Raw genomic sequence first — 26,202 nt, 5'->3', positions numbered from 1 at the left:
CCGCGATGTCCAACGTTTCCATCTACGACTCGCCCGATCACGAGCTGCTGCGCGACCAGGTCGCGCGCTTCATCGCGAAGGAGGTCGAGCCGCACGGCGCCGCCTGGGAAGAGCAGGGCATGGTCCCGCGCGAGGTGCTGCGCCGCCTGGGTGCGGCCGGCCTGCTGGGATTGATGTTCGAGCCTGAATATGGCGGTGCCGGGGCCGACGCGATGACCAACCTGGTGTTCGCCGAAGCCCTGTCGCAATCGACCTTCGCCGGCTTCATCATCACCGTGCTGGTCCATACCGACATGGCCGGGCCGCACCTCCACCATGCCGGCAGCGCGGCGCAGAAGGACAAGTACCTGCGCAAGGTGACCACGGGTGAGCTGATTACCGCCGTCGGCATCACCGAGCCGGGCGCCGGCTCGGACGTGGCCGGCATCCGGACCAGCGCGAAGCGGGCTGGCGACCACTGGGTGTTGAACGGCACCAAGATGTTCATCACCAATGGCGTCCATGCGGACCTGTACTTCGTGGCGGCGAAGACCGGGCCGGGCAAACGCGAGGTCTCGATGTTCATCGTGGAGAAGGGCACGCCCGGCTTCACGGTCGGCCGTGCGCTCAAGAAGACCGGCTGGCTCTCGTCCGACACCGCCGAGCTCGTCTTCGACAACGTGCGCATCCCAGCCGCCAACCTGCTGGGCGAGGAGGGCAAGGGCTTCTACTCGGTCATGCAGAACTTCCAGACGGAGCGCATCGCCCTGGCGGCGATGGCCGTCGGCCACTGCCAGCAGGCGCTGAAGCACACGCTGGACTATGTGCGGCAGCGGCAGGCCTTCGGCGGCGTCCTGTGGGAGCAGCAGACCATCCGCCAGCGTCTCTCGATGCTCGACGCCAAGACGCGCGCCGCGCGCCAGTTCATGTACCACTGCGCCTGGCGCGTCACGCAGGGGCATGACATCGTGCAGGACGTGTCGATGCTGAAGGCGCTGACGGGCGAACTCGTCAACGAGGTGGTGCAGACCTGCCAGCAGTTCCACGGCGGCATGGGCTTCATCCGCGAGACGGCCATCGAGCGCCTGTGGCGCGACGCGCGGGTGCTGGCCATCGGCGGTGGTGCCACCGAGGTGATGCTGGAAGAAGTGGCCAAGCGCTATTGAAGGGACACGGGTGAAGAATCTGCTGCTCGAATTCCACGGCGCCGTCGCGACCGTGACCTTGAACCGGCCGGAAGTCCGCAATGCCTTCAACGAGGAGGTCATCGCCGAATTGACCGCGGCCTTTGCCGGGCTGGGGGAGCGCGAGGAGGTGCGCTGCATCGTGTTGGCCGCGGCCGGCACCGCGTTCTGCGCGGGTGCGGACCTGAACTGGATGAAGCGCATGGCGGACTACACGCGCGAGGAGAACCTGGCCGATGCCGCCGGCTTGGCCGAGATGCTCCGCACCATCCACGAATGCCCGAAGCCGACCATCGCGCGAATCCACGGCGATGTCTATGCGGGCGGCACCGGCCTGGTCGCCGCATGCGACATCGCCGTGGCCGTGGAAAGCGCCTCGTTCTGCCTGAGCGAGACGCGTCTCGGCCTCACGCCGGCGACCATCAGTCCCTATGTCATCCGCGCCATGGGCGCCCGCGCGGCGCACCGCTGGTTCCTCACGGCTGAACGGTTCAGCGCCGCCGAGGCGCACCGGATCGGCTTCATCCATGAGGTGGCGGCGGGGGACGCGCTGGATGCGAAGGTCGCGGAGATCGCCGCCGCGCTGGTGAATGCCGGCCCGGCCGCCGTGCGAATCACCAAGAAGCTGGTGCGGGAGGTTGCGGACCAGCCGCTGGCGCCGGGGGTGGTCAAGATGACGGTCGAGACCATCGCCGACATCCGCGCCTCGGCCGAAGGGCGGGAGGGCGTGCAGTCCTTCCTGGCGAAGCGCAAGCCGAACTGGTTGCTCCCCGAGTAGTCCAAGTCCCATGGAAGCCCTCAGCCACCTCATCGACGCCCCGCAACTGCTGGCGCTCGCCGCCGCGCTCGGCTGGGTCAGCGGCATCCGGCTCTATGCAGCGGTTTTCCTGGCCGGGGCGGTTGGCTACCTCGGCTGGATGGAACTGCCTCCGGCCCTGCAGGTGCTGCAGCACCCCGGCGTGCTGGCGGCCAGCGGCTTCATGTGCTTCATCGAGTTCTTCGCCGACAAGATCCCGCTGGTCGATTCGCTGTGGGACACCGTGCACACGCTGATCCGCATTCCGGCCGGCGCCGCGCTGGCCTTCGGCGCGCTGGGTGCGGAAGGCCCGGCCGCGGCCTGGATTGCCGCCATCCTGGGCGGGACGCTGGCCGCGACCAGCCACGCCACCAAGATGACGACGCGGGCCGCCGTCAACACCTCGCCCGAGCCGTTCTCCAACATCGGCGTGTCGCTGGTCGAGGACGGGCTGGCGGTGTTCATGCTGTTGCTCGCCGCCACGCACCCGCTCATCTTCGCCGCCGTGCTGTTCGTTTCCATTGTCTGCGCCATCGTGGCGCTGGTGGTGCTGTTCAAGTTCCTGCAGACGGTGGGCCGCGGCCTGCGGGCTTTCCTGGCCGGCCGCCGCGCGCCGCAACAAACCTAGACCCCATGTTCAAGAAGATCCTGATTGCCAACCGCGGCGAGATCGCATGCCGGGTGGCGGCGACCGCCAGCCGCATGGGCGTGCGGACCGTCGCCGTGTTTTCCGACGCCGACGCGAACGCCAAGCACGTGGCCGCCTGCGACGAGGCCGTGCACATCGGCGGCAGTGCGCCCAAGGAAAGCTACCTGCGCTGGGAGCGCATCATCGAGGCGGCCAAGGCCACGGGGGCCGAAGCCATCCACCCCGGCTATGGGTTCCTGAGCGAGAACGAAAACTTCGCTTCCGCCTGCGCCGCGCAGGGGCTGGTCTTCATCGGCCCGCCCCCTTCCGCCATCCAGGCCATGGGCCTGAAGGCGGAGTCCAAGCAGCTGATGGAAAAGGCGGGTGTGCCGCTGGTGCCGGGCTATCACGAGGCCGACCAGTTCCCGGCACTGCTGCAACGCGAAGCCGAACGCATCGGCTACCCGGTGCTGATCAAGGCCAGCGCGGGCGGCGGCGGCAAGGGCATGCGGGTGGTGGAAAAGCCCGAAGACTTCGCGGCGGCGCTGGCTTCGTGCCAGCGCGAGGCGCGCAACAGCTTCGGCGACGACGCCGTGCTGATCGAGAAATACGTGACCCGGCCGCGCCACATCGAGATCCAGGTGTTCGGCGACACGCACGGCAACTATGTGTACCTGTTCGAGCGGGACTGCTCCGTGCAGCGGCGCCACCAGAAAGTGCTGGAGGAAGCGCCGGCGCCCTGGATGCCGGAGGGCATGCGGCGCGAGATGGGCAGGGCGGCGGTGGCCGCGGCTCGGGCGGTGCACTACGTCGGCGCGGGCACGGTCGAATTCATCGTGGAGCAACGCGGCGGCGGTGCCATGGACTTCTTCTTCATGGAGATGAACACGCGGCTGCAGGTGGAGCATCCGGTCACCGAGGCCATCACCGGGCTGGACCTGGTGGAGTGGCAGCTGCGGGTGGCAGCGGGTGAGCCCTTGCCGCTGGCGCAGGAGCAACTGCGCATCCACGGGCATGCGATCGAAGCGCGCATCTGCGCCGAGAACCCCGACAACAACTTCCTGCCCGCCACCGGCACGCTGCAGGTCTATCGCAAACCGCCGGCCACCGCGTTTGAACGCGGCATGGTGCGGGTGGACGACGGCGTGCGTGAGGGCGATGCGATTTCGCCCTACTACGATTCGATGATCGCCAAGCTCATCGTGCATGGCGAATCGCGGGAGCAGGCGTTGGCACGGCTCGACGACGCACTGGCCGCCACGCACATCGTGGGCCTGCACACCAACGTGCAGTTCCTCCGTTACGTGCTGAAGAGTCCGTCATTCGCCCAGGCGAACCTGGACACGGCGCTGATCCCGCGCGAGGCTGCCGTGCTGTTCAACCAGGAGCCGGTCGGGCTCACGCTGGCCGCGGCCGCGGCCGTGGCGAAGACCTTGCTCGACGAGCAGGCGTTGAGCGGCGCGGACCCGTTCAGCCGGCGCGACGGCTGGCTCTCGCATGGTGTCGCCAAGCGCCGGTTCGAGTTCGACTTCCATGGCGCCCACACCAAGGCCGAACTCACCACCTTGCATGACGGCGCGCAAGTGCTGGCGGTCAACGGGGTGGCCGCGCCCTTGTCGTTCCGCGCCGAGGGCGGCACCATCACGCTCACGTACGGGGCGCAGCGCGCCAGCGCCACCGTGTACACGCAGGGCGAAACCGACCACGTCTTCACGCCGGCCGGGGCCACGCAGATCGTCTCCATCGACCTGCTGGCGCACGCCGGTGACCAAGCGGCAGAGGGCGGCCGCCTGACGGCGCCGATGCCGGGCAAGGTGGTCTCGTTCGCGGTGAAGGCCGGCGACGCGGTGACCAAGGGCCAGGCACTGGCGGTGATGGAAGCGATGAAGATGGAGCACACCATCGCCGCACCGGCCGATGGCACGGTGGTGGAGCTGATGTATGCGCCGGGGGACCAGGTGGCGGAGGGCGCGGAGCTGCTGAAGATCACTTGAAGTCATCCCAGCGCAGGCTGGGATCCAGGGCATCGAGGAAAATACACAAGGCCCCTGGATCCCAGCCTTCGCTGGGATGACGGCCGACTTCCAATGCGCATCTACTTCCACTCCGCCGACACCAAGCCCGCGCCCTGGGTCGACGCCCTGAAATCCGCATTGCCCGAGGCGGACGTTTCCGCGTGGCAACCCGGCGCACCTCCTGCCGATCACCTGGTCGTCTGGGCGCCGCCGCAACAGTTGCTGGACGAGCAGGCGGGCGTTCGCGGCATCTTCAACATCGGGGCCGGGGTGGACGCGCTGCTCAAGCTGAAGCTGCCCGCAGGCGCGACGCTGGTGCGGCTGGACGACGCCGGCATGTCGGTGCAGATGGCGGAGTTCGTGTGCCACGCGGTCATCCGTCACTTCCGGGAACTCGACGTCTATGCGGACGACGTGTCGCAAGGCAAGTGGTCGTTCCGCAAGCCGCGCATCCGCAGCGAATACCCGGTGGGCATCATGGGCCTGGGCGTGCTGGGCGAGCGCGTGGCACAGGCCATCGGCCAGTTCGAGTTCCCGGTGCTCGGCTGGAGCCGCTCGCCCAAGAAGATCGGCGGCGTCCAGTGCTTTTCAGGCGCCGCCGGCTGGAACGACTTCCTCGCCGGTTCCCGCTTCCTGGTCTGCCTGCTGCCCCTCACGCCCGAGACGCGTGGCATCCTGAACCGCGACAACCTGTCGCGGCTGAAACCCGGCGGCTACCTGATCAATGTCGCGCGCGGCGGCCACCTGGTGGAGGAAGACCTGATTCCGTTGCTGGACAGCGGCCAGCTGGCCGGCGCGACGCTGGACGTGTTCCAGACCGAGCCGTTGCCGGCGGAGCACGCATTCTGGCGGCATCCCAAGATCACCATCACGCCGCACACTTCGGCGCGCACCTTGCGCGACGAGACCGTCGCCCAGATCGCCGGCAAGATCCAGGCGATGGAGCGCGGCGACCCCGTCGCCGGCGTGGTGGATCTGCAACGAGGATACTAGTCCGATGAAACTCCCATCCAGAGTCAAGCTGGTCGACGTGGGCCCCCGCGACGGCCTGCAGAACGAGAAGGGCGAAGTGCCCGCGGCCGTGAAGATCGGCCTGGTGCACCGCCTGCAGGACGCCGGGCTGAAGGAGATCGAGGTCACCAGCTTCGTGTCGCCCAAGTGGGTGCCCCAGATGGCCGACAACACGCAGGTGATGGCCGGCATCCAGCGCAAGCCTGGCGTGCGCTATTCGGTGTTGACACCCAACATGAAGGGCTTCGAAGCGTCCGTCGCGTCGAAGCCGGACGAGATCGTGGTGTTCGGCGCGGCCAGCGAGGCTTTCAGCCAGCGCAACATCAATTGCTCGATCGCGGAGAGCATCGAGCGTTTCGCGCCGGTGGTCGAGGCGGCGCGCGCCAAGGGCATCTATGTGCGCGGCGCGATCTCCACCGCGGTCGGCTGCCCGTACGAAGGCGATGTGGCGCCGGAGCGCGTGGAGCTGGTCGCGAAACTGATGAAGCAGATCGGCGTGCAGCACGTCGGCGTGGCCGACACCATCGGCGTCGGCACGCCGCGCAAGGTGCAGGCGGCGATGGAAGCGGCGCTGAAGCACTACGAGCTGGACGACGTCTCCGGGCACTTCCACGACACCTATGGACAGGCATTGCCGAATACGTTGGCCACGCTGGAGATGGGCGTTTGGCAATACGACTCCTCGGTGGCCGGCCTGGGCGGTTGCCCTTATGCCAAGGGTGCGACGGGGAATGTGGCGACGGAGGACGTGGTCTACATGCTGCATGGCATGGGGATCGAAACCGGCATCGATCTCGACAAGCTGATCGACGCGGGGAAGTACATCAGCGACTTCCTGGGGCGCAAGCCGAATTCGCGGGCGGCGACCGCGTTGTTGAACAAGCGGGCGGGCTGAGGCACGGCCATGCGGTTCTACCCGGCCCCGGCGGCTCTCGCGCCCGAGGTGCTGGGGGTGGTCATGCTGCGCACGGCGGAGGCGCAGGCGGTGCCCGTGCCTGCGCATGCGGCGGCGCTCTTCACGATCGTGCTGCGCGGCTTCGTGTCCTCGGCCGAGGGCCGAAGTCTCGGCGCGGGAGGGTTCGCCGGTGAAGGCAGCGCCGCCCAGGCGCGCGTGCTGCACGTGGGTGCGGACACGATCGTCGCGACGGTGCTTTGCCGGGCCAGCATCCTGCCGCGCCTGAGTGGCGAGCCGGCGCGGCTGTTCGCCGGGCAGGCCTTGCCGGCGGAGCTGGCCAGGCGCCCCGACATCGAAGACTGGATGGCAGGCGCGCACGACGACGCCCTGGTCGCGGCGCGGGCCCTGGCCTGGGCGGCGGGACTGTTGCGCGCTGCGCGCCAGCCGAAGGCCTGCGCCAATCGGTTCGCCTCCGCCCTCGCGAACTGGGGATCGCTGGAAGGCGGCCGGGTCGTCGCGCCCGAAGGCTGGGGCGAGCGATCCTGGCAGCGCGCTTGCCGCGACGAACTGGGCGTGTCGCCCAAGCTGCTGGCGCGGCTGGCGCGCCTGCATGCGAGCGTGCGGGGCCAGGCCGGCGCGACAAGGCAACCCTGGGCCGAGCATGCGATCGATGCGGGCTTCAGCGACCAGGCCCACCTGGCGCGCGACTATCGGCTTCTGGCCGGCACGCCGCCCATGCGGGCGGTGGCGCATCAGGCCTTGCGCCTGGGCGCCAGCGAACTCGCGCCCCGCTTTTTCGGCCGGGCCGCGGCTGTCGGAAATTTCCAAGCCGCCTGAGGCCCCGCGCCCTACGCTGCGGGCATGCAGCCGCCACCCATTGCCTTCTCCATCCACATCTCGGCCTCGCCCGAGGCCGTGTACGAGGTCTATGCCGATGTGCCGGGCTGGCCGCGATGGGACCCCGACACCCGCGCGGCCGGCCTCGACGGGTCATTGCAGGCGGGTGCACGCGGCTGGCTGAGGCCGCGCAAGGGACTGAAGGTGGCCATGCACGTGGCGGAGGCGACCCCGGGCCGCAGCTTCACGGTCGAATGCCCGGTGCTGGGCAGCCGCATGCGGTTCGGCCACGAGCTGGTCCCGGCGGCCGGCGGTGTGCAGGTCACGCACAGTGCCAGCTTCCATGGCTGGCTGGCGGGCTGGTTGGACCGGACAGTGGGCAGGGATGTGCGCGCCGGCTTGCCGGCCACCCTGGTGTCCCTGAAAGCCCACGTGGAGCAGGGGGGAGCAGGGCGCTGACGGAGGCGATACGATGTCCGGATGTGCGGCTCCGAACTCAGCTCCCTCCCCGACGGCGTGCAGCGCGTCGCCCGTGCCCTGCAAGACAAGGGCCATCCCCACACCCCCGTGATGCTCGACGACGCCGCGCGCACCGCGCAGCAGGCGGCGGATGCGCTTGGCATCCAGGTCGGCCAGATTGCCAAGAGCATCATCTTCCGCCGCAAGTCGGACGACGCGGCCGTGCTGGTCATCACGTCCGGCGACCGTCGCGTCGATGAGAAGAAGGTCGATGCCATCGTCGGCAAGACCGGCCGCGCGGATGCCGAGTTCGTCAAGGCGAAAACCGGCTTCACCATCGGTGGCGTTTCGCCGCTCGCCCATGCTCAGCCGCCGGTGACGCTGATCGATCGCGAGCTGTTCCGCTTCGAAGAAATCTGGGCAGCGGCTGGGCACCCGCACGGGGTCTTCAAGCTGCGGCCGCAGGACCTGGAGACGCTGACCGGTGCGCCGGTGGCCGACGTGGTGCAGGTGCCGGCGTGATCACGGCCAAGGAGCTGGTGCTCGAGCGGGCGCGCACCGTGGAATCCGCCGCCCCGGTGCCGTCGCCCTGCATCTCCATCTGCCGCATCGACCCGGTGAGCGAAATCTGCCAGGGCTGTTTCCGCACGCTGGACGAAATCGCCGCGTGGAGCACGCTCGACGACTTGCGCAAGCGCGACATCTGGCGCGCCATCGAACGACGCGCGGAGGCCGCCGCATGAAGCACATCACCTTCTACCTTGACTTCATCTCGCCCTACGCCTATCTGGCTTTCGAGAAGCTCCCCGAAGCGCTGAAGGGCCTGAGCTACCATGTGGACTACCGGCCGGTGCTGTTCGCGGGCCTGCTCAAGCACCATGGCCAGCTCGGCCCCGCCGAGATCGCGCCGAAGCGCGACTGGACCTACCGGCAGGTGCTGTGGCTCGCGCATGCCCACGGCATCCCACTGGAGATGCCGGCGTCGCATCCCTTCCATCCGCTGGCGTTGTTGCGACTCGCCGTGGCCTGCGGCGAGAACGGGCTCGCGAACCGTTATGTGTGCGAGACGATCTTTCGCCACGTCTGGCGCGGTGGCGCCGAGGCCGCGGACGCGGGACGCCTGCAGGAACTGCAACAAGCCCTGGTGCCGCAGCGCGACCCGGGCAGCGACGCGGTGAAGGCGGAGCTGAAGGGCAACACCGAGCAGGCCATCGCGGACGGGCTCTTCGGTGTTCCCACCTGCGCGGTGGACGGCAAGTTGTTCTGGGGCTTCGATGCGCTGGCGATGCTGCGTGCGTACCTCGAGGGCGATGGCTGGTTCGGGCCTGGCTGGGACGCCGCCGCGCAGGTGCCGGCGGGCATCAAGCGCGGCGGATAAGGCGGTCCTCTCGCCGCTATGCGGGAATGGAGGAACGCCCGCCGGACCGGGGGCGCGCGGCGGGCTGCCGCGACCGCAGCCCGTGCAGCGCACGCGAAAGCAACGCGCGCTGGCCGGTCCACAGGGCCCAGTGGCCCAGGTACCGAACGCGCTGGAAGAGGCCCAGCGACCGCGCGAATTCCGCGGCGTCGTTGTAGCGGTGCTGGTCGGGGTCGGCCCCCGCATAGTCAGGGCCCAGCACGGAAACACTTCGCGTTCCATCCCAGTGGATGGCGCCGGACAGGGTGACGCCATAGCCCGCGTCGCGGTGCTTGTGGTGCAACCGGTGATGCGCGGCGCGGACGTAGCGTTCGTCGAAGATGAAGGTGTCCGTCCGCAGCCATTCGCCCTCGATGCAGGCCTCGACCATCGGCCGGGGCCCGCAGCAAACGTCCACGGGCAGCCCGCGGAGCGCCTCGGCCGGCGGCTCCGCGAACAGCAGTCGCGCGGGGATGTCGCCCAGGCGCAGCAATGCCACCAGCAGGGTGGCTTTGTCCACGGCGTCGCCCTCCCGCCGGCGCAGCACGGCGCTGGCGGTCGCGGGCTTCGCCTGGTGGCGAAAGGCCAGCGGCATGGCGCGCACCTTCGCATGGGCCGCGAGGGCCCGTTCGCGCTCCTTCTTGCCAGTGGCGATCGATCGCGCCATGGCGCTCAGCGCAAGATCGCTGAAGTCCATGAGGTCGCTGGGCCCCAACCACTCACGCGGCTCGGGCGCCGCCTTGCTCTTCGTGTTCAATCTTGCTGCTCCTTGTTCGGCCGCGAAGTGTCATCCGTTTGTGTCACGGGAGGACATCGCGCGCCGATGAAAGGGCGCCGAACGGTCGCCAACGGAAGGCGGAGTGACATGTGTTCACGCGCCTGCTCTTCTCGTCACAGACCGTGCGTTGGCGTTACAGATCGCCCTCATCTTCCATCGTGAAACGACAGCCCTGGGTTTCACCCTAATCCGTCAGAGCGCGTTCAGTTTCATGCAAGGCCCCGTTGGCTTCGCGCAAGAACATGTTGGTTTCGCGTCAGAGGGGGGTCAGAGCCATCTCCAAGAATCCAGGTTGCCAGCATCCAGTCCCGGATGCGATCAACCCCTTCGAGGAGACAACACATGGCATCCGCAGCAGTGGCCGAGAACCGGCCCATGACGCCCGAGGAAAAGAAGGTCATCTTCGCCTCGTCGCTAGGCACCGTGTTCGAGTGGTACGACTTTTACCTCTACGGCTCGCTCGCCGCGATCATCGCGAAGCAGTTCTTCTCCGGCCTCGATGCCGGCTCGGCGTTCATCTTCGCGCTGCTGGCGTTCGCGGCCGGCTTCATCGTGCGGCCGTTCGGCGCCATCTTCTTCGGCCGCCTGGGCGACATGATCGGGCGCAAGTACACCTTCCTGGTCACCATCCTGATCATGGGCCTGTCGACCTTCATCGTCGGCATCCTGCCCACCTACGCCAGCATCGGCGTCGCGGCGCCGGTCATCCTGATCGCGTTGCGCCTGCTGCAGGGCCTGGCGCTCGGCGGTGAATACGGCGGCGCGGCCACCTATGTGGCGGAGCACTCGCCGCACGGCAAGCGCGGGGCCTACACGGCCTGGATCCAGACCACGGCCACCCTGGGCCTGTTCCTGTCCCTGATGGTCATCCTGGGCACGCGCACGCTGATCGGCGAAGCGGCCTTCGGTGACTGGGGCTGGCGCATTCCGTTCCTGGTGTCCATCTTCCTGCTGGCCATCTCGGTGTGGATCCGCCTGTCGATGAACGAGTCGCCGGCCTTCCAGAAGATGAAGGCCGAGGGCAAGACGTCCAAGGCGCCGCTGACCGAATCGTTCGGCCAGTGGAAGAACCTGAAGATCGTGATCCTGGCGCTGATCGGCCTCACCGCCGGCCAGGCCGTGGTGTGGTATTCGGGCCAGTTCTACGCGCTGTTCTTCCTGACGCAGGCGCTCAAGGTCGACGCTTCCACCGCCAACATCCTGGTCGCCATTTCGCTCCTGATCGGCACGCCTTTCTTCATCGTCTTCGGCTCGCTCTCCGACAAGATCGGCCGCAAGCCGATCATCATGGCGGGCTGCCTGCTGGCCGCGCTGACGTACTTCCCGGTGTTCGAGGCGCTGACCAAGGCCGCCAACCCGGACCTGCACGCCGCCCAGCAGAAGAACAAGGTCGTCGTCACGGCCGACCCCAACGAGTGCTCGTTCCAGTTCAACCCGACCGGCACCGTGAAGTTCACCAGCTCCTGCGACATCGCCAAGCAGGTGCTGGCCGGTGCCTCCGTGAGCTACGAGAATGCCGTTGCCGCCCCCGGCACCGCCGCCTCCATCAAGGTGGGCGAGACCGTGATCCCGGGCTACAGCAGCAAGGGCCTGCCGGCTGACGAGGCGAAGAAGCAGGACGCAGCCTTCAAGAAGGGCGTGGCGGATGCGCTGAAGGCTGCCGGCTATCCGGCCAAGGCGGACCCGGCCAAGATGGACAAGTTCATGATCGTCGTCATCCTCAGCTACCTGGTGCTCCTGGTGACCATGGTCTACGGCCCGATCGCCGCCATGCTGGTGGAGATGTTCCCCACGCGCATCCGCTACACCTCGATGAGCCTGCCGTACCACATCGGCAACGGCTGGTTCGGCGGCCTGCTGCCCACCACGGCCTTCGCCATCGTGGCGCAGACCGGTAACATGTACAACGGCCTCTGGTACCCGATCATCATCGCCGCCGCCACGTTCGTGATCGGCACGCTGTTCATCAAGGAAACCAAGGACGTCGACATCTATGCCAAGGATTGATGCCGAAGTCTGACTGAAGCGCCCTGGCCCGCCAGGGCGCTTTGGCCAGAACTCAACAGCCTCCAGGAGACATTGCCATGTGGAAGATTGCCGTCGGCTTCATCGCTTTTGCCGCCCTCGCCCTGTTCGTCATCTTCAAGGGTGGCGACCAGATCGACATGGGCGGCGAGAAGCATGGGGCCGATGCCGTGCATGCGCCGGCGGCCGCTGCATCCGGCGCCGCTTCCGCGGTCAAGCACTAAAGGGTTTCAGGCCCAGGAATTCCTGACCCGTGCGACCATCGTGCGCGGCAGGATTTCCTGGAAGGCCGGTGCCAGCTCGTTGAGGCGGTCGGTGGCGAGCGACTGGCAATGCTGGCTGGCCACCACCTGGAAGATGGGACCGCGCAGCATCCAGAGATCCTGCGCGCATTCGGCCGTGTGCAGCCGCCAGCGCAAGCGGTCGCATTCCACGCCCTCGCAGTCGTCCAGGATGGACAGCACCTGTTGCCGCACGGTCTCCACACCGGCGGGTGGAGAGGAGATGTGCGGCAGGTCAAGCTGGCTCGAAAGCCATTGGGTCCAGGCGGCCATGGTCGGTTTGGCGGGAGGGTCGCCCAATCTAGGCGCCGACTGGCGCACGGATGTGTAGGAATTCACCCACTCGGGCGGTAGGACGTCTGCCAATCCCCCATGACAGAAGCTGGCAGGGCCGCGTCCCTAGAATGTCGGGCCTCCTCTTCCGAAGTCCTCCATGTCCCAGCAGGGTTCCATCCGCATCCGCGGCGCCAGACAGCACAACCTCAAGAACCTCGATCTCGACCTGCGCACCGGGGAGCTGACGGTGGTCACGGGGCCCAGCGGCTCCGGCAAGTCCAGCCTGGTGTTCGACACGCTCTACGCGGAGGGCCAGCGCCGCTACGTCGAGACGTTCTCCGCCTATGCGCGGCAGTTCCTCGACCGCATGGACAAGCCGGCAGTCGACCGCGTGGAAGGCGTGCCGCCCGCCATTGCCATCGACCAGACCAATCCGGTGCGCTCCTCGCGCTCGACCGTCGGGACGATGACGGAGCTGAACGACCACCTGAAGCTGTTGTTCGCGCGAGCCGCCCAGTTGTTCGACAAGCAGACGGCGCTGCCGGTGCGGCACGACTCGCCCGAGACGATCTACGAGCAGTTGATGGCGCGGACGAAAGAGGGCGATCCGCGCCTGGTGGTGACGTTCCCGGTGGAATTGCCGGGGGGGACGACGCCCGAGGAAGTCGAGCAGTGGCTGGCGGCCAGCGGCTTCACGCGCGTCCATGCCGAGCGCGAGGTGGCCACGCCCACGGGTCCGCGCAAGGTGCTGGACGTCGTGGCCGACCGCTTCCGCATCCAGGGCACGGAGAAGATCCGGGCGATCGAAGCCATCGAAGTGGCCTTGAAGCGCGGCGCGGGACGGCTCACCGTCTACGCCCAAGAATTGGGGTCAGATTCCAATTATTTGACCTGGAAGTTCTCCACCGGCCTGCATTGCCCCGACAGCGACATCCGCTATGCGGATCCGGTCCCGTCGATGTTCTCGTTCAACTCGCCGGTGGGGGCCTGCGAGGTCTGCCGCGGCTTCGGCCGGGTGATCGGCGTCGACTACAACCTGGTCATCCCCAACGACAAGCTCACGTTGCGCGCCGGCGCGATCAAGATCTTCTCCACGCCCGCCTGGTCCGAATCGCAGGACGACATGATGCGGCACGCCGAAGCGGCCGGCGTCCCGCGCGACACGCCCTGGTACAAGCTCACGCCCGAGCAGCAGGGCTGGGTGATCAACGGCACGCCCGGCTACAAGGAGGGCCAGTGGAACAAGCAGTGGTACGGCATCAAGCGCTTCTTCCAGTACCTGGAGAGCAAGGCGTACAAGATGCACATCCGCGTGCTGCTGTCCAAGTACCGCAGCTACACGCCCTGCGAAACCTGCAAGGGCGCGCGGCTGAAGCATGAACCGCTGTTGTGGCGCCTCGGCAGCAAGCAAGACGCCGACGTCGGCTTGCCGCCGGAGAAGCGCTTCATGCCCGCCGGCGTGCAATGGTCGCGCGAACAGCTCGAAGCCCTGCCCGGCCTGAGCCTGCACGACCTGATGCTCATGCCGATCGCGCGGCTGCGCAAGTTCTTCGCGCAGGTGGAGCCGGAGGCCGAGGCGCATGCCGGCACCGGCGACCTGCAGGCGCTGAAGATGCTGTTCGAGGAGATCCACACCCGCCTCAAGTACCTGTCGGACGTCGGCATCGGCTACCTGACGCTGGATCGCCAGAGCCGCACGCTGTCAGGCGGCGAGGTGCAGCGGATCAACCTGACCACGGCGCTCGGCACCTCGCTGGTGAACACGCTGTTCGTGCTGGACGAACCCAGCATCGGCCTGCATCCGCGCGACATGCACCGCATCACCCAGGCCATGCAGCGGCTGCGTGACGCCGGCAACACGTTGGTGGTGGTGGAGCACGATCCGGCGGTGATGATGGCCGCCGACCGCATCATCGACATGGGCCCGGGCCCGGGCGAGCGCGGCGGCCAGATCGTCTTCGACGGCACCACGAATGACCTGCGCCATGCCGACACGCTGACCGGCGCCTACCTGGGCGCGCGCAAGCACGTGGGCATGGGCTTCAAGCGCGCCGTGACCGACGCGACGCCGCGGCTGGTGCTGGAAGGCGCGCGCGAGCACAACCTGCGCGATGTGTCGATCGAGTTCCCGCTGCAGCGCCTGGTGTGCGTGACCGGCGTCTCCGGCTCGGGCAAGTCCAGCCTGATCCAGGACATCCTGGCGCCGGCGCTGCTGCGCTACTTCGGCCGCGCGACGGAGTCGGCGGGTGCGCACGACCGGCTGCTGGGCGCCGACCACCTGAGCGACGTCGTGTTCGTGAACCAGTCGCCCATCGGCAAGACGGCGCGCTCCAATCCCGTGAGCTACGTGGGCGCCTGGGATTCGCTGCGCGAGATCTTCGCGACGGCGCCGCTGGCGCGGCAGCGCGGCTACACGGGGTCCAAGTTCAGCTTCAACTCGGGCGACGGCCGTTGCCCCACCTGCGGCGGCTCGGGCTACGAGCACGTCGAGATGCAGTTCCTCTCCGACGTCTACCTGCGCTGCCCCGATTGCGACGGCAAGCGCTACCGGCCGGAGATCCTCGAAGTGACGATCGACCGGCAGCCGATCGGCGCCCTCCACCCACGCCGGATGAACGTGGCCGATGTGCTGGACCTCACGGTCAGCGAAGCCGCGGCACTGTTCGCCAATGACCGTGACGTCATCCGTGCGCTGCAGCCGATCGTGGATGTCGGCCTGGAATACGTGAAGCTGGGGCAGCCCGTGCCCACGCTGTCCGGCGGCGAATCGCAGCGCCTCAAGCTCGCGGGGTTCCTGGCGCAAGCCGCGCGCGACGCGACTTCGAGCCGCCAGGCCAAGGCGACCAAGGGCACGCTGTTCCTGTTCGACGAGCCCACCACGGGCCTGCACTTCGACGACATCGCCAAGCTGATGCGCGCGCTGCGCAAGCTGCTGGAGGCGGGACATTCGCTGATCGTCATCGAGCACAACCTCGACGTGATCCGCGCGGCCGACTGGCTGGTGGACCTGGGCCCTGAAGGTGGTGACGAGGGCGGCCTGTTGGTCGCCGAAGGCCCGCCGGAGGATGTGAAGCAGCATCCGACCTCGCACACCGCCAAGGCGCTGCGGGACTATGACGCGACCCTGGGCACGCATCTGCTGGCGCACGAACCGACGCCGAAATCGGAATCTGACCCCAATTTGCGCGTGAACGCCATCCAGATCGTCAACGCCAAGGAGCACAACCTCAAGAACCTCACCGTCGACATTCCGCACGGCAAGTTCAGCGTGATCACCGGCGTGTCCGGCTCGGGCAAATCGACGCTGGCCTTCGACATCCTGTTCAACGAAGGGCAGCGGCGCTACCTGGAATCGCTCAACGCGTACGCGCGCAGCATCGTGCAGCCGGCCGGCCGGCCGGAAGTCGACGCGGTGTACGGAATCCCGCCCACGGTGGCGATCGAGCAGCGGCTCTCGCGCGGCGGGCGCAAGTCCACCGTGGGTACCACCACCGAGGTCTGGCACTTCCTGCGCCTGCTGTACGTCAAGCTGGGCGTGCAGCACTGCGTGAACGAGGGCGCCGAAGTCCGGCCACAGACACCCGACAGCATCGTCGCGCAGATCATGAAGCGCTATCGCGGCCAGCACATCGGCCTGCTGGCGCCGCTGGTGCTGAACCGCAAGGGCGTCTACACCGAGCTGGCCGACTGGGCGCGGCCGCGTGGCTATACGCACCTGCGCGTGGACGGCAACTTCCTGCCCACCACCGGCTTTCCGCGCATCGACCGCTTCAAGGAGCACACGATCGAACTGCCGGTGTGCGACCTGGACGTCACGCCGGCCAACGAGGAACTGCTGCGTGCCAAGCTGGCGACGGCCCTCGAGCACGGCAAGGGCATCCTGCACGTGCTGGCGCCGCTCGACGGCCTCAAGGCGGCCTTCCATTCAGGCAAGCACGACGGCATCGGCAAGATCGAAGTCTTCTCCACGCTGCGCGCCTGCCCGGTCTGCGCGACCAGCTATCCCGAGCTCGATCCGCGCCTGTTCTCGTACAACAGCAAGCACGGCTGGTGTCCCGATTGCGTGGGCACCGGCGTCCGCCTCACCCGCGACCAGCGCAAGGCTTTCGACGACACGCTGGTGGCGGCCGAGGACAAGGGCCGCGAGCAGACCTTCGCCGAGCCCGAAGTGGAAGGCGTGGCCGACGAGGCCTGCTCGACCTGCCACGGCACGCGCTTGAACATCCAGGCGCGCGCGGTGCGCTTCGACAAGACCGGGATTGCGGACATCGCCTCGCTGTCGGTGAAAGACGTGCGGCGCTGGGTCGAAAGCCTGCAGGTGGCGGATGTCCTGTCCGTGCGCGAGCAGGGCATCGCCCGCGACCTGATCCCCGAGATCAAGTCGCGGCTGGAGTTCCTGGAGGAGGTCGGCCTGGGGTACCTCACCCTCGACCGCGGCGCGCCCACGCTCTCCGGCGGCGAGGCCCAGCGCATCCGCCTGGCCGCGCAACTGGGCTCCAACCTGCAGGGCGTGTGCTACGTGCTCGACGAGCCCACCATCGGCCTGCATGCACGCGACAACCAGATCCTGCTGAACGCGCTGCACAAGCTGGGCGACAAGGGCAACACGCTGGTGGTGGTGGAACACGACGAGGACACCATCCGCCGCGCGGACCACATCATCGACATCGGCCCCGGCGCGGGCAAGCGCGGCGGCCGGGTCGTGGCGGAGGGCCAGGCCGCGGACATCTCGGCGGACGGCGAATCCGTGACTGGCCGCTACCTGCTGCATGCGATGCGGCACCCGGTGCAGGCGCGCCGTGCCGTGCCGCGCAAGATCCCCAGCCTGGAGCTGCGGGGCGCGGACCTGCACAACCTCGACGACATCGACGTCAACGTTCCGCTGCAGCGCCTCGTGGTCGTCACCGGTGTGTCCGGTTCCGGCAAGTCGACGCTGGCGCGCGACGTCTTGCTGCAGAACGTGCAGGCCATCGTGCAGCAGCGCACCACCAAGGCCGGCCGCGATGCCGACGAGCGCGGCAAGCGCCCCGCGCTGGTGGGCTGCAAATCGCTGGACGGCTACCAGACCGTGGATCGCGTGCTGGAAGTCGACCAGACGCCCATTGGCAAGACGCCGCGCTCCTGCCCCGCCACCTACATCGGCTTCTGGGACACCATCCGCAAACTGTTCGCCGACACGCTGGAGGCGCGCGCGCGCGGTTACGGGCCCGGCCGCTTCTCCTTCAACACCGGGGAGGGCCGTTGCGCGCTGTGCGAGGGCCAGGGCGTGCGCACCATCGCCATGAGTTTCCTGCCCGACGTGAAAGTGCCATGCGAAGCCTGCCGTGGCGCGCGTTTCAACCCGGAGACGCTCGCCGTCACCTGGCGCGGCAAGAACATCGGCGACGTGCTGCAGATGGAGATGGACGAGGCGGTCGAGTTCTTCTCGGCCATGCCCAACATCAGCCACCCCTTGCAGTTGCTGCGCGACGTCGGCCTGGGATACCTCACCCTGGGGCAGCCATCGCCGACCTTGTCCGGTGGCGAGGCCCAGCGCATCAAGCTGGTGACCGAGCTCAGCAAGGTCCGCGACGACGTGACGCGGCGCGGCCAGAAGGCGCCACACACCCTCTACGTGCTGGACGAGCCCACGGTCGGCTTGCACATGTCCGATGTCGAGAAACTCATCCGCGTGCTGCACCGGCTGGTGGACGGCGGCCACAGCGTCGTCGTGATCGAGCACGACCTGGACGTGATCGCCGAAGCCGACTGGGTCATCGACCTGGGTCCGGAAGGCGGAACGGCGGGTGGCAAGGTGGTGGCAGCCGCCTCGCCGGAGGACGTGGTGGCCCGTGGCACCCACACAGGTGTGGCGCTGGCCCCCGTCCTGGCGCGCGGCTGAAGCAGCCCAGCCGGACGTGCGCTTCCACCCACAGCCACCGGTGGGTTTGTCTGACACGAGGTAGGCCCGGGTTCCCGCAAACCCGTGCCTCGACTGTTCGTACTCTGGCGCTCCCCATGAACACCTGAGGTTGCCTCGAATGAACAAATTTGCTGCCCGCTCTTTCGCCCTGGTCGCGGTTGCCGCCGCACTGTCCGCCTGCGGCGGTGGTGACGACAACGAGCCCTTCCCGTCCGCATTGAACGCCCAGGTCGCTGTCGCCTCCGGCACCGAGGCCGCCCTCAACGGAACGTATTCGAGCAACACGGTCTCGATCAACGACGTCGAGAAGTTCAACCCCATCGGCGGCGATCCGGAAACCTGCCGCTTCCGCTTCTCGGGCCTGCAGCAGACCGGCAGCAGCCGCCTGATGGACGGCGACATCCGCTACATCCCGGGCACCAACGAGCTGCGCGTCACGTTCATCTCGATCAACGGCACCGAGTTCCGCCTGCAGGGCACCGCCCAGGCCGCCGTCGACAAGGTCAACAACGAGATCGACTACACCGGCGCGACGCTGACCTCCACGCAGGGCACGGGCGCGACGATCACCCTGTCCGGCAGCATCCCGATGCGCGGCAATCGCCCCGAGGGCTGCTGATCGCGCGCGACCGCGTCAAGCCGCTGGTCTGGCTGCCGGCCTGTCACCGGCACCTCGACCTCTCGGACCCCGGCGGCTACACCGTCCTCGCCGACCGCTACGCGGCGGCGGTGAGGGCCCTCGGCCTCCAGCCGGTCCTGTTTCCGCTTGCGGCGGCGGAGGACGTCCAGGCCCTGCTGCCGCTGGTGGACGGTGTCTTGCTGACCGGCTCGCCGTCGAACGTCGATGCCGCGCACTTCGGCGCTTCGGCCCTGCCGACGGACTTGCTGGATCCGCGGCGCGATGCCCTCACCATGCGCCTCGTCCGCGACGCACTGGGCCAGGGCGTGCCGCTCTTCGGCGTGTGCCGGGGACTCCAGGAGATGAACGTGGCCCTGGGCGGCAGCCTGCACCAGACGGTGCACGAGCAGCCCGGGCTGATGGACCATCGGGAACCCGACGACCCCGACCTCGCCGTCCAGTTCGCCGAACGCCATGAGGTGCTCCTGACGCCCGGCAGTGCGTTCGCGGGCTGGGCCGGGGGAACGCGCGCCGTCGTGAATTCGCTGCATGGCCAGGGCATCGCCCGGCTCGGCAACGGGCTGGTCGCGGAAGCTCTCGCCCCGGACGGCCTGGTGGAGGGCGTCCGCGTGGAAAGCGCGACCGCCTTCGCCTATGGCGTGCAGTGGCACCCCGAATGGCGCCACGAGCAGCACCCCTTCTACGACAACACGCTGCGCGCCTTTGCCCAGGCCTGTCGCGCCCATTGCGAGGCCCGGGGCCAGTCATGAACCCGGTGCCGGTGCCCTGTGTCTGGGTGGTCGCGAGCCATCGGGAGCTGGGCAATCCGGACGGCAACCCCCAGTGCTACACGGTGATGGATGAGGCCGGTTCCCGCACGCTGGTGAACATGGGGATGCAACCTGTCTGCTATCCGCGGGTGCCGGACGAACGGCTGGAGGCCGTGCTGGCGCACGTGGACGGCGTGCTGCTCGGCGGTTCCGACACCAACGTCCATCCGCGCCTGTTCGCGGAAGCGCCGGCCGCGCCGGACCTGCAATACGACGCGGAGCGCGACCGGCTGGCGCCAGCGCTGATCCGGCTGGCCATCCGCCATCGCGTGCCGGTCATCGCTTTCTGCCGCGGCTCGCACGACTTCAACGTCTGCATGGGCGGCAGCCTGCACCAGTCGCTCAGGCAACGGGCTGGCGGCGTGCAACATTGGGAAGAAGAGGGTGAATCGCTCGACGAGCAATACGCCGAGCGCCACGACGTCAGTTGCGCGCCCGGCGGGGAACTGGAGCGCCTCACCGGCCTGTCGCGGTTCCCGGCAAGCTCACTGCACTCGCAGGGCGTGAAGGTGCTGGGCCACGGCTTGGTGGCCGAGGCCCATGCCGACGACGGGCTGGTGGAGGCGTTCCGCTGGCACGACCCCAGCCTGTTCGCCTGGGGCTTCCAGTTCCACCCGGAATGGGGCTGGCGCTGGCATCCGGCCTACGGGCGCATCATGGACACCTTTGCGCAGGCGTGCTGGGCCCGCCTGGCGCAGCGCGGCGGCGCTCAGCGCGCCGAAAGGATCGCCGCCGCCACCTCGGCAAAGCCCGCGCCACGCTCACCGTCGCTGATGTAGCGCGGCGCATGCGTCAGCTGGTCGGCGAACCGGCGGATGTTGGCCACCCCCACGCTGTGCGGGAAGTGCTCGAACATGAGCACGTCATTGGTCGAGTCGCCCACGTAAACCCATTGCTCGATCTCCTGGTCGAGTTCGCGCCCCAGCAGTTCCCGCACCACCCACCGCGCCCCGGAGCGCTTGTTGTGGTCGCCATACCAGCCGTTGATGTGGATGGAGCTCACGGTGGCGTTCATGCCTTCCAGCTGCATCAGCTCCACCACGCGCTCGACCGATGCTGGCGGCAGGTGCGTGTATTCGCTGTGGTCGATCGCGATGTCGGTCTCGCGGCCTGCGCTGTCGCGGGCCAGGGCGGTACCGGGCACTTCACGGAGGATGCGCTGCGCGACCTGCTGCATGCGCGCGAAATTCGCCGCGCGCAGTTCCTCGTCCTGCACATGGAGCTTGCGCAAGGCGCCTGGCAATGGCGCGCGTGTGAGCGCGACCGCGCCGTTCTCGGCGACGATCGCGGCCACCGGCCATTGCAGCGCGAACGGCTCGCTCCAGCCGACCGGGCGGCCGGTGATCGGGATCACCTGCACGCCAGCCTGCGCCAGCGCGTCCAGCGCCGCCAGCGCGTCGCCGGTCACCACGCCCTCGGTCGTCAGCGTGTCGTCGATGTCGGTGAGCACACCGCGGATGCCCGCCCGCTGTTGCGCGGGCCACTCGCGCAGCGGCCGCATGCCGCCCCCATCCACGCTCACCGCTCCGGGCGCAGCAGGCGCCCCGCCCACGACGGCCGCATGGTGCCCGCGGACGCCGCCTGCGGCGCGGCGGACTGCAGCAACTGCGACGCCGTTCCGGCTGGACAGCGGCCTGTGTCGATGTGCAGCAGCGCCGTGGTCAGCAACGGATCGGCGGCACTGCCGGCGGCCGTGGCCGGGTTGTCGTTGACGGCGCAGGTCGGCTTGAAGCCGGCGGTGTAGTCACCGAAGCCCTTGGCGTTGAAGCCCTGGAACTCGATCGGGAAGTAGGCGAAGCCGCAGTTTTCCTTGCGGTGGAAGCCGTAGGGCTTGCCGCACGTGGTTCCGCCCACCAGGATCACCTCGACATTGATGCCGCGCAGGCTGTTGACGAGCGATTCGCTCGATGAGCAGGTCTGGTTCGAGCTCAGCACATAGAGCCGCGGCAGGTTCAGCTGCGGCAGCAGGGTGTCGCGCGGGTATTGGGTTTCCGCGAACTGCACCCGGTTGGAGAACGTGAGGAAGCTCGACGCCGTCTCCGCGCTGCGCTTGTCGTTGTAGCGCAGCTGCTCGAACACCAGGCCCTCGCTGGCCGGGCCCGTGACCATCGAGGCAGCGGCGATCGCCACGTAAAGGAAGCCGCCGCTGTTGTAGCGCAGGTCGAGCACCAGGTCTTCCACCCGGGCGTCCTGCATCTGGCGGAAAGCCGTGATCAGGTCGTCCTGCGACCCTTCCTCGTGGTCGTTGAACTGGATGTAGCCGGTACGCCGCCCGGCCGGGCTGGTCACGACCTTGACGACGGGGACCGCGTCGGTGTGGTTCTTCAGCAGGCCCTGCGGCAGGCTGGCCTGGGAGCTGGGCAGGATGGCGCTGAACCGGTCCTTCGGCAGGCCGTTGACGTCGGGCGTGGTGACCAGCAGCGCCTCGAAGTAGTCCGGGATGTTGTTGAAGGCGGCCGCGTTGACCGACGGGATCTCGCCGTACCAGAGGTAGGTTTCATCCAGGTAGCTCCGGACGAACTTCTTCTGGTCCGCCAGGCTGCACATGCCTTCGAAGCTGCTCGACGCGCCGAAGGTGGACGAGGGCGGCGGGCTGGGGGCGTCGCCGCCACCGCCGCCGCAGCCGGCCAGGATGGCGGCGGCAGCCAAGGCAGCGGTCACTGGACGCCAGAGGGGGAACTGCTTCATGGTATGGACTTCGTGGGTTCAGCCGGCATTCTGCAGCGCCAGCCCCGCATGTTCGCGCAAGGGGTGGAAGTGGATCTTCGGAAAGCGCTCCTGCGCCAGCCGCACGTCATAAGGCGAGGTGCAGAGGAAAGCCAGCGCGTTGGCCGCGTCCAGCGCCATCCGCTGCGGATAAGCGTCGGTGAAAGCCTTCAGCTCGGCCGGCGTGTCCGCCGTGATCCAGCGTGCGCCCGTGTACGGACAGCCTTCCAGGCGGACGTCGCAGTCGTACTCGGCGCCCAGGCGGTGCTGCACCACCTCGAACTGCAGCTGGCCGACCGCGCCCAGCAGCATCGGCCCGCCGATCTCCGGGCGGAAGACCTGGATCGCGCCCTCCTCGCCCAGCTGGGCCAGGCCCTGCTGCAGCTGCTTGGTACGCAGTGGATTCTTCAGCACGACGACCATGAAGAGTTCCGGCGCGAAGAAGGGCAGCCCCGTGTACTGCAGGCTCACGCTGCCGTCGGTGATGGTGTCGCCCAGCTGCACGCCGCCGTGCGTGGTGAAGCCGATGATGTCGCCGGCATACGCCTCGTCCACTGCCTCGCGCCGCTGCGACAGGAAGGTGACCACAGACGTCGGGCGCAGCTCCTTGGAGGTGCGCTGCACCTTCAGCTTCATGCCCGGCGTGTACTTGCCGGAGGCCATGCGCACGAAGGCGATGCGGTCGCGGTGCGACGGGTCCATGTTGGCCTGCACCTTGAACACAACGCCCGAGAATGCCGGGTCGTCCGGCGCCACGATGCGCTCCACCGGCTGCCGGTTCACCACCGTCGTGCTCTTGCGGGATTGCGGCGAGGGCGCGAGGTCCACCAGCGCGTCCAGCACCTCCATCACGCCGAAGTTGTTGACGGCGGAACCGAAGAACACCGGTGTCTGCTTGGCCGCGAGAAAGGCGGCGTGGTCCCAGGTCGGCGATGCGCCGGCTGCAAGTTCCATGCTTTCGGCGGCGGCCTCGTACTCGGAGCCGAAGCGGCCGCGCAATGCCTCCGTGTCGGTGAGCGGGACCGTGTCGAAGTCCTGCGGGCGGCGCTCGCTGCCGGACTCGAACACGGTCATGGCCTGCCGGCGCAGGTTCATGATCCCGCCGAAGGTCTTGCCCTTGCCGACCGGCCAGGTCATGGGCACGCAGGGCATGCCCAGCTCGCGCTCGACTTCGTCCAGGATGTCGAGCGGATCGCGCACTTCGCGGTCCATCTTGTTGACGAAGGTCAGGATGGGCGTGTCGCGCTGCCGGCACACCTCGATCAGCCGGCGCGTCTGCGCTTCGACGCCGTTCGCGGCATCGATCACCATCAGCGCGGCATCCACCGCGGTCAGCACCCGGTAGGTGTCTTCGGAAAAATCCTTGTGGCCCGGCGTGTCCAGCAGGTTCACCACGTGGTCGCGATACAACATCTGCATCACCGACGAGGCCACGGAAATGCCGCGCTGCTTCTCGATTTCCATCCAGTCCGAAGTGGCGTGGCGCGAGGCCTTGCGGCCCTTCACGGCGCCGGCGATCTGGATGGCACCCGAGAAGAGCAGCAGCTTCTCGGTCAGCGTGGTCTTGCCGGCGTCCGGGTGGGAAATGATGGCGAAGGTGCGGCGGCGCCGCGTTTCGTCCAGGAGGGAGAGGGTGGCCATGGAATGCGGGGCTGGCGCCGGCTTCGGCCCGCGCGCCGGGCGCGGGGGGATGGTCGAGCCAGCGTGGAAAAGATAGGATTATCGCGGCTGCCATGAAACTCCGGCTCGCTGCCCTCCTTGTCCTGTCCGGCGCCTGGTGCCCCGGCTGGGCGCAGCCGCAGTTGGCCACCAACGAGGTGGTGTTCAAAAGCGGCAACTGGTTCGTGGTGCGCTCGGCGCGGGCCCGCTCCGACACGGTGGGCTGCACGGGCTACTACAAGTCCGAACGCGACGTCCAGCTGGGCGCCGACCAGCTCATCCTCAAGGTGCCGGGCAAGCCGCGCCAGATCGTCGTGCGTTTCAACGACGAGGTTTCCCTGCCCTCACGCGCCGCGACCAAGGCCGAGCAGCAGCTCGGCGCCATCGTGATCGGCGGCGACCAGTTCGAGAAGCTGCAGACCAGCCGCCGGCTCAATGTCGAGTTCTCCAGCAAGGAAAAGCGCAGCCAGGTGGCCCTGCGGCTGCAAGGCTTGCCGGAGGCCCTGGCCAACATCCGCAACGGTTGCCCGCCCGCCGCCAAGCCGGCGGCTTCCTCGCTGTGCACGGAGCCGCTCATGGCGCGCATGCGCGCCAACGGGGTCACGGCCGCGCAGGTCGAACGCATCTGCAGGTAAGGGGAGGCCGCCGCCGACCCACGGCGCACCGCAAACCGTGTAGCGTCATGGCGCATGGGCGCAGCTGACGATTCGGTGGTGGTGCCTGCCGGCGATCGCGACATCGTCGTCACCCACCCCGGCAAGATCCTCATCCCCACCGCGGGCGTCACCAAGCTCGACCTGGTCAGGTACTACCTGGCCGTGGCGGAGGGCGCCTTGCGAGGCGCCGGTGGCCGGCCCTGCGTGCTGGTGCGCTACCCGGACGGCATCGACGGGGAGTTCTTTTTCCAGAAGCGCGCGCCGGCCAAACGGCCGGACTGGCTGGAGGTGGCGCAGATCCGCTTTCCTTCCGGCCGCTCGGCCGAGGAGGTGGTGCCGCGCCATGCCGCCGACCTCGCCTGGATGGCCAACCTCGCCTGCCTCGAACTGCACCCGCATCCGGTGCGCGCCTCCGATCTGGATCATCCGGACGAATTGCGCGTGGACCTCGATCCCGTGCCCGGCGTCGAGTGGCCGCAGATCCGCGACGTGGCCGCCGTGGTGCGCTCCGTGCTGGACGACTACGGGCTGCAGGGCTGGCTGAAGACGTCCGGCTCGCGCGGCTTGCACGTGCTGGTGCGGATCGCGCCGCGCTGGAGCTTCGACCAGGTCCGGCGGGCCGCGCTGGCGCTGGCGCGCGACGTCGAGCGGCGCGCGCCCGAACTCGCCACCAGCAAGTGGTGGAAGGAGGAGCGCCACGGCGTCTTCATCGACTACAACCAGAACGCCAAGGACCGCACCGTGGCATCGGCCTACTCGGTGCGGCCCAAGCCGGATGCGCGGGTTTCAGCACCGATTTCGTGGGACGAACTGGCTGCTTGCGACCCGGCCGACTTCACGCTGCACACCATGCCCGAGCGCCTGAGCCGCGTCGGTGACCCGCACGCCGGCATCGACGAAGCACCATGCTCGCTCGACAGCCTGCTGGCGCTGTCCGAGCAGCAGGAGGCGGCCGGCCTGGGTGATGCCCCCTGGCCGCCGCACTACCGCAAGGCGGCGGGCGAGCCCCGGCGCGCCCCGCCCTCCACGGCGGCGAAGAAAGTGCGCGCGCCGCTGATCGAAGTCGCGCGGGCCGACCGCGAGGCCGAGGCGCTGGCCCAGCTGGAAGCCTGGAAGACCGAGCATCCCAAGGCGGCGGCCCACCTGGAGCCTGCGGACGTGCTGGTGGACCGCATGCGCGGGAGTTCATCGCTCTGGTACCGCGTGCGCGTCAACCTCACGCATGTGCCGGCACGATTGCGCCCGAAGGATGGCAAGCCGAAGGCGTGAA

The 26,202-nt window shown here is 68.4% G+C and carries 24 protein-coding genes; 19 read left to right on the top strand and 5 right to left on the bottom strand.

From position 1 onward, the window contains the following. Nucleotides 1-5: 5 nt before the first annotated feature. The 11 genes from FN976_RS13500 (at nt 6) to FN976_RS13450 (ending at nt 9,182) form a co-directional block, all read left to right on the top strand. Nucleotides 6-1,145, top strand: coding sequence for an acyl-CoA dehydrogenase family protein (locus tag FN976_RS13500; RefSeq protein ID WP_145893566.1), 1,140 nt, complete (start codon nt 6-8; stop codon nt 1,143-1,145). A 10-nt stretch (nt 1,146-1,155) separates the two neighbouring features. Then, nucleotides 1,156-1,941 carry an enoyl-CoA hydratase/isomerase family protein gene (locus FN976_RS13495; protein ID WP_145893565.1) on the top strand — a complete coding sequence of 262 codons (786 nt, stop codon included), beginning with the start codon at nt 1,156-1,158 and terminating at the stop codon, nt 1,939-1,941. Nucleotides 1,942-1,951: 10 nt separating this feature from the next. Continuing rightward, nucleotides 1,952-2,587 carry a DUF4126 domain-containing protein gene (locus tag FN976_RS13490; RefSeq protein WP_145893564.1) on the top strand — a complete coding sequence of 212 codons (636 nt, stop codon included), beginning with the start codon at nt 1,952-1,954 and terminating at the stop codon, nt 2,585-2,587. A gap of 5 nt (nt 2,588-2,592) precedes the next feature. Next, a complete protein-coding gene (locus tag FN976_RS13485; protein WP_145893563.1) occupies nt 2,593-4,581 on the top strand; it encodes an acetyl-CoA carboxylase biotin carboxylase subunit in 1,989 nt (662 codons plus the stop codon). A 93-nt stretch (nt 4,582-4,674) separates the two neighbouring features. After that, nucleotides 4,675-5,595 carry a 2-hydroxyacid dehydrogenase gene (locus FN976_RS13480; protein ID WP_145893562.1) on the top strand — a complete coding sequence of 307 codons (921 nt, stop codon included), beginning with the start codon at nt 4,675-4,677 and terminating at the stop codon, nt 5,593-5,595. A gap of 4 nt (nt 5,596-5,599) precedes the next feature. Further along, the gene (locus tag FN976_RS13475; RefSeq protein ID WP_145893561.1) at nt 5,600-6,508 is read left to right on the top strand and encodes a hydroxymethylglutaryl-CoA lyase; all 909 of its coding nucleotides are present in this window, start codon (nt 5,600-5,602) and stop codon (nt 6,506-6,508) included. A gap of 9 nt (nt 6,509-6,517) precedes the next feature. Then, nucleotides 6,518-7,345 carry a helix-turn-helix domain-containing protein gene (locus FN976_RS13470; protein ID WP_145893560.1) on the top strand — a complete coding sequence of 276 codons (828 nt, stop codon included), beginning with the start codon at nt 6,518-6,520 and terminating at the stop codon, nt 7,343-7,345. 24 nt (nt 7,346-7,369) lie between these two features. After that, nucleotides 7,370-7,804, top strand: coding sequence for an SRPBCC family protein (locus FN976_RS13465; protein ID WP_145893559.1), 435 nt, complete (start codon nt 7,370-7,372; stop codon nt 7,802-7,804). Between the two features lie 21 nt (nt 7,805-7,825). Next, a complete protein-coding gene (locus FN976_RS13460) occupies nt 7,826-8,326 on the top strand; it encodes a YbaK/EbsC family protein (protein ID WP_145893558.1) in 501 nt (166 codons plus the stop codon). After that, entirely contained in the window at nt 8,323-8,547 is a 225-nt protein-coding gene (locus tag FN976_RS13455) for a DUF1289 domain-containing protein (protein ID WP_255440410.1), read from the top strand. The genes FN976_RS13460 and FN976_RS13455 overlap by 4 nt, the downstream gene beginning before the upstream one ends. Next, nucleotides 8,544-9,182 (top strand): 2-hydroxychromene-2-carboxylate isomerase, encoded by a 639-nt coding sequence (locus FN976_RS13450; protein ID WP_145893557.1) that lies wholly within the window; start codon nt 8,544-8,546, stop codon nt 9,180-9,182. Before FN976_RS13455 ends, FN976_RS13450 begins: the two co-directional genes overlap by 4 nt. Nucleotides 9,183-9,198: 16 nt before the next feature. Here the strand turns inward: FN976_RS13450 and FN976_RS13445 are convergent, their stop codons facing one another. Continuing rightward, on the bottom strand, nt 9,199-9,957 hold the full coding sequence (locus tag FN976_RS13445; RefSeq protein WP_145893556.1) for a transglutaminase-like domain-containing protein: 759 nt from the start codon (nt 9,955-9,957) through the stop codon (nt 9,199-9,201). 363 nt (nt 9,958-10,320) lie between these two features. Here FN976_RS13445 and FN976_RS13440 point away from each other — a divergent pair, with 363 nt between their 5' ends. Together FN976_RS13440 and FN976_RS28880 are read left to right on the top strand one after the other, a co-directional pair. Beyond that, a complete protein-coding gene (locus FN976_RS13440; protein WP_145893555.1) occupies nt 10,321-11,985 on the top strand; it encodes an MFS transporter in 1,665 nt (554 codons plus the stop codon). A 77-nt stretch (nt 11,986-12,062) separates the two neighbouring features. Then, entirely contained in the window at nt 12,063-12,227 is a 165-nt protein-coding gene (locus tag FN976_RS28880) for a hypothetical protein (protein WP_186510881.1), read from the top strand. A 6-nt stretch (nt 12,228-12,233) separates the two neighbouring features. Here the strand turns inward: FN976_RS28880 and FN976_RS13435 are convergent, their stop codons facing one another. Next, nucleotides 12,234-12,557, bottom strand: a complete 324-nt coding sequence (locus FN976_RS13435; protein WP_145893554.1) for a hypothetical protein — start codon at nt 12,555-12,557, stop codon at nt 12,234-12,236. Between the two features lie 160 nt (nt 12,558-12,717). Between FN976_RS13435 and uvrA the strand changes: the two genes are divergently transcribed. The 4 genes from uvrA to FN976_RS13415 all read left to right on the top strand — a co-directional run bounded on the left by uvrA (nt 12,718) and on the right by FN976_RS13415 (nt 20,690). Beyond that, entirely contained in the window at nt 12,718-18,441 is a 5,724-nt protein-coding gene (gene uvrA / locus FN976_RS13430; RefSeq protein ID WP_145893553.1) for an excinuclease ABC subunit UvrA, read from the top strand. Nucleotides 18,442-18,580: 139 nt separating this feature from the next. Beyond that, nucleotides 18,581-19,081: a hypothetical protein gene (locus FN976_RS13425; protein ID WP_145893552.1), complete on the top strand. Its 501-nt coding sequence runs from the start codon at nt 18,581-18,583 to the stop codon at nt 19,079-19,081. After that, nucleotides 19,075-19,851 (top strand): gamma-glutamyl-gamma-aminobutyrate hydrolase family protein, encoded by a 777-nt coding sequence (locus tag FN976_RS13420; protein WP_145893551.1) that lies wholly within the window; start codon nt 19,075-19,077, stop codon nt 19,849-19,851. Before FN976_RS13425 ends, FN976_RS13420 begins: the two co-directional genes overlap by 7 nt. Then, complete coding sequence (locus FN976_RS13415; protein ID WP_186510880.1) at nt 19,848-20,690, top strand: gamma-glutamyl-gamma-aminobutyrate hydrolase family protein; 843 nt, start codon at nt 19,848-19,850, stop codon at nt 20,688-20,690. The genes FN976_RS13420 and FN976_RS13415 overlap by 4 nt, the downstream gene beginning before the upstream one ends. Here FN976_RS13415 and FN976_RS13410 read toward each other — a convergent pair. Genes FN976_RS13410 through FN976_RS13400 form a run of 3 tightly spaced genes read right to left on the bottom strand, consistent with a single transcriptional unit; the run spans nt 20,621 to nt 24,258 of the window. Next, nucleotides 20,621-21,412, bottom strand: coding sequence for an HAD-IIB family hydrolase (locus FN976_RS13410; protein ID WP_145893549.1), 792 nt, complete (start codon nt 21,410-21,412; stop codon nt 20,621-20,623). The genes FN976_RS13415 and FN976_RS13410 overlap by 70 nt on opposite strands. A gap of 17 nt (nt 21,413-21,429) precedes the next feature. Continuing rightward, nucleotides 21,430-22,599, bottom strand: coding sequence for a S41 family peptidase (locus FN976_RS13405; protein ID WP_145893548.1), 1,170 nt, complete (start codon nt 22,597-22,599; stop codon nt 21,430-21,432). Nucleotides 22,600-22,617: 18 nt separating this feature from the next. After that, on the bottom strand, nt 22,618-24,258 hold the full coding sequence (locus tag FN976_RS13400) for a peptide chain release factor 3 (RefSeq protein WP_145893547.1): 1,641 nt from the start codon (nt 24,256-24,258) through the stop codon (nt 22,618-22,620). 92 nt (nt 24,259-24,350) lie between these two features. Here FN976_RS13400 and FN976_RS13395 point away from each other — a divergent pair, with 92 nt between their 5' ends. Both FN976_RS13395 and ligD read left to right on the top strand, forming a co-directional pair. Beyond that, nucleotides 24,351-24,911 (top strand): hypothetical protein, encoded by a 561-nt coding sequence (locus tag FN976_RS13395; protein ID WP_145893546.1) that lies wholly within the window; start codon nt 24,351-24,353, stop codon nt 24,909-24,911. A 54-nt stretch (nt 24,912-24,965) separates the two neighbouring features. Further along, on the top strand, nt 24,966-26,201 hold the full coding sequence (gene ligD / locus FN976_RS13390) for a non-homologous end-joining DNA ligase (RefSeq protein ID WP_145893545.1): 1,236 nt from the start codon (nt 24,966-24,968) through the stop codon (nt 26,199-26,201). Nucleotide 26,202: the final 1 nt, after the last annotated feature.

Origin of the sequence: Caenimonas sedimenti, assembly GCF_007833165.1 — a bacterium.
Lineage (GTDB): Bacteria > Pseudomonadota > Gammaproteobacteria > Burkholderiales > Burkholderiaceae_C > Ramlibacter > Ramlibacter sedimenti.
This window is presented reverse-complemented; position numbering and strand designations above follow the sequence as displayed.

Excerpts from the sequence above, each read along its gene's own strand:
- FN976_RS13395 (WP_145893546.1), top strand. The coding sequence starts at position 24,351 with ATGAAACTCCGGCTCGCTGCCCTCCTTGTCCTGTCCGGCGCCTGGTGC.
- FN976_RS13440 (WP_145893555.1), top strand. The coding sequence starts at position 10,321 with ATGGCATCCGCAGCAGTGGCCGAGAACCGGCCCATGACGCCCGAGGAA.
- FN976_RS13485 (WP_145893563.1), top strand. The coding sequence starts at position 2,593 with ATGTTCAAGAAGATCCTGATTGCCAACCGCGGCGAGATCGCATGCCGG.
- FN976_RS13470 (WP_145893560.1), top strand. The coding sequence starts at position 6,518 with ATGCGGTTCTACCCGGCCCCGGCGGCTCTCGCGCCCGAGGTGCTGGGG.
- FN976_RS13435 (WP_145893554.1), bottom strand. The coding sequence starts at position 12,557 with ATGGCCGCCTGGACCCAATGGCTTTCGAGCCAGCTTGACCTGCCGCAC.
- FN976_RS13500 (WP_145893566.1), top strand. The coding sequence starts at position 6 with ATGTCCAACGTTTCCATCTACGACTCGCCCGATCACGAGCTGCTGCGC.
- FN976_RS13405 (WP_145893548.1), bottom strand. The coding sequence starts at position 22,599 with ATGAAGCAGTTCCCCCTCTGGCGTCCAGTGACCGCTGCCTTGGCTGCC.
- ligD (WP_145893545.1), top strand. The coding sequence starts at position 24,966 with ATGGGCGCAGCTGACGATTCGGTGGTGGTGCCTGCCGGCGATCGCGAC.
- FN976_RS13490 (WP_145893564.1), top strand. The coding sequence starts at position 1,952 with ATGGAAGCCCTCAGCCACCTCATCGACGCCCCGCAACTGCTGGCGCTC.
- FN976_RS13465 (WP_145893559.1), top strand. The coding sequence starts at position 7,370 with ATGCAGCCGCCACCCATTGCCTTCTCCATCCACATCTCGGCCTCGCCC.
- FN976_RS13475 (WP_145893561.1), top strand. The coding sequence starts at position 5,600 with ATGAAACTCCCATCCAGAGTCAAGCTGGTCGACGTGGGCCCCCGCGAC.
- FN976_RS13400 (WP_145893547.1), bottom strand. The coding sequence starts at position 24,258 with ATGGCCACCCTCTCCCTCCTGGACGAAACGCGGCGCCGCCGCACCTTC.
- FN976_RS13425 (WP_145893552.1), top strand. The coding sequence starts at position 18,581 with ATGAACAAATTTGCTGCCCGCTCTTTCGCCCTGGTCGCGGTTGCCGCC.
- FN976_RS13415 (WP_186510880.1), top strand. The coding sequence starts at position 19,848 with ATGAACCCGGTGCCGGTGCCCTGTGTCTGGGTGGTCGCGAGCCATCGG.
- FN976_RS13410 (WP_145893549.1), bottom strand. The coding sequence starts at position 21,412 with ATGCGGCCGCTGCGCGAGTGGCCCGCGCAACAGCGGGCGGGCATCCGC.
- FN976_RS28880 (WP_186510881.1), top strand. The coding sequence starts at position 12,063 with ATGTGGAAGATTGCCGTCGGCTTCATCGCTTTTGCCGCCCTCGCCCTG.
- FN976_RS13480 (WP_145893562.1), top strand. The coding sequence starts at position 4,675 with ATGCGCATCTACTTCCACTCCGCCGACACCAAGCCCGCGCCCTGGGTC.
- FN976_RS13460 (WP_145893558.1), top strand. The coding sequence starts at position 7,826 with ATGTGCGGCTCCGAACTCAGCTCCCTCCCCGACGGCGTGCAGCGCGTC.
- FN976_RS13450 (WP_145893557.1), top strand. The coding sequence starts at position 8,544 with ATGAAGCACATCACCTTCTACCTTGACTTCATCTCGCCCTACGCCTAT.
- uvrA (WP_145893553.1), top strand. The coding sequence starts at position 12,718 with ATGTCCCAGCAGGGTTCCATCCGCATCCGCGGCGCCAGACAGCACAAC.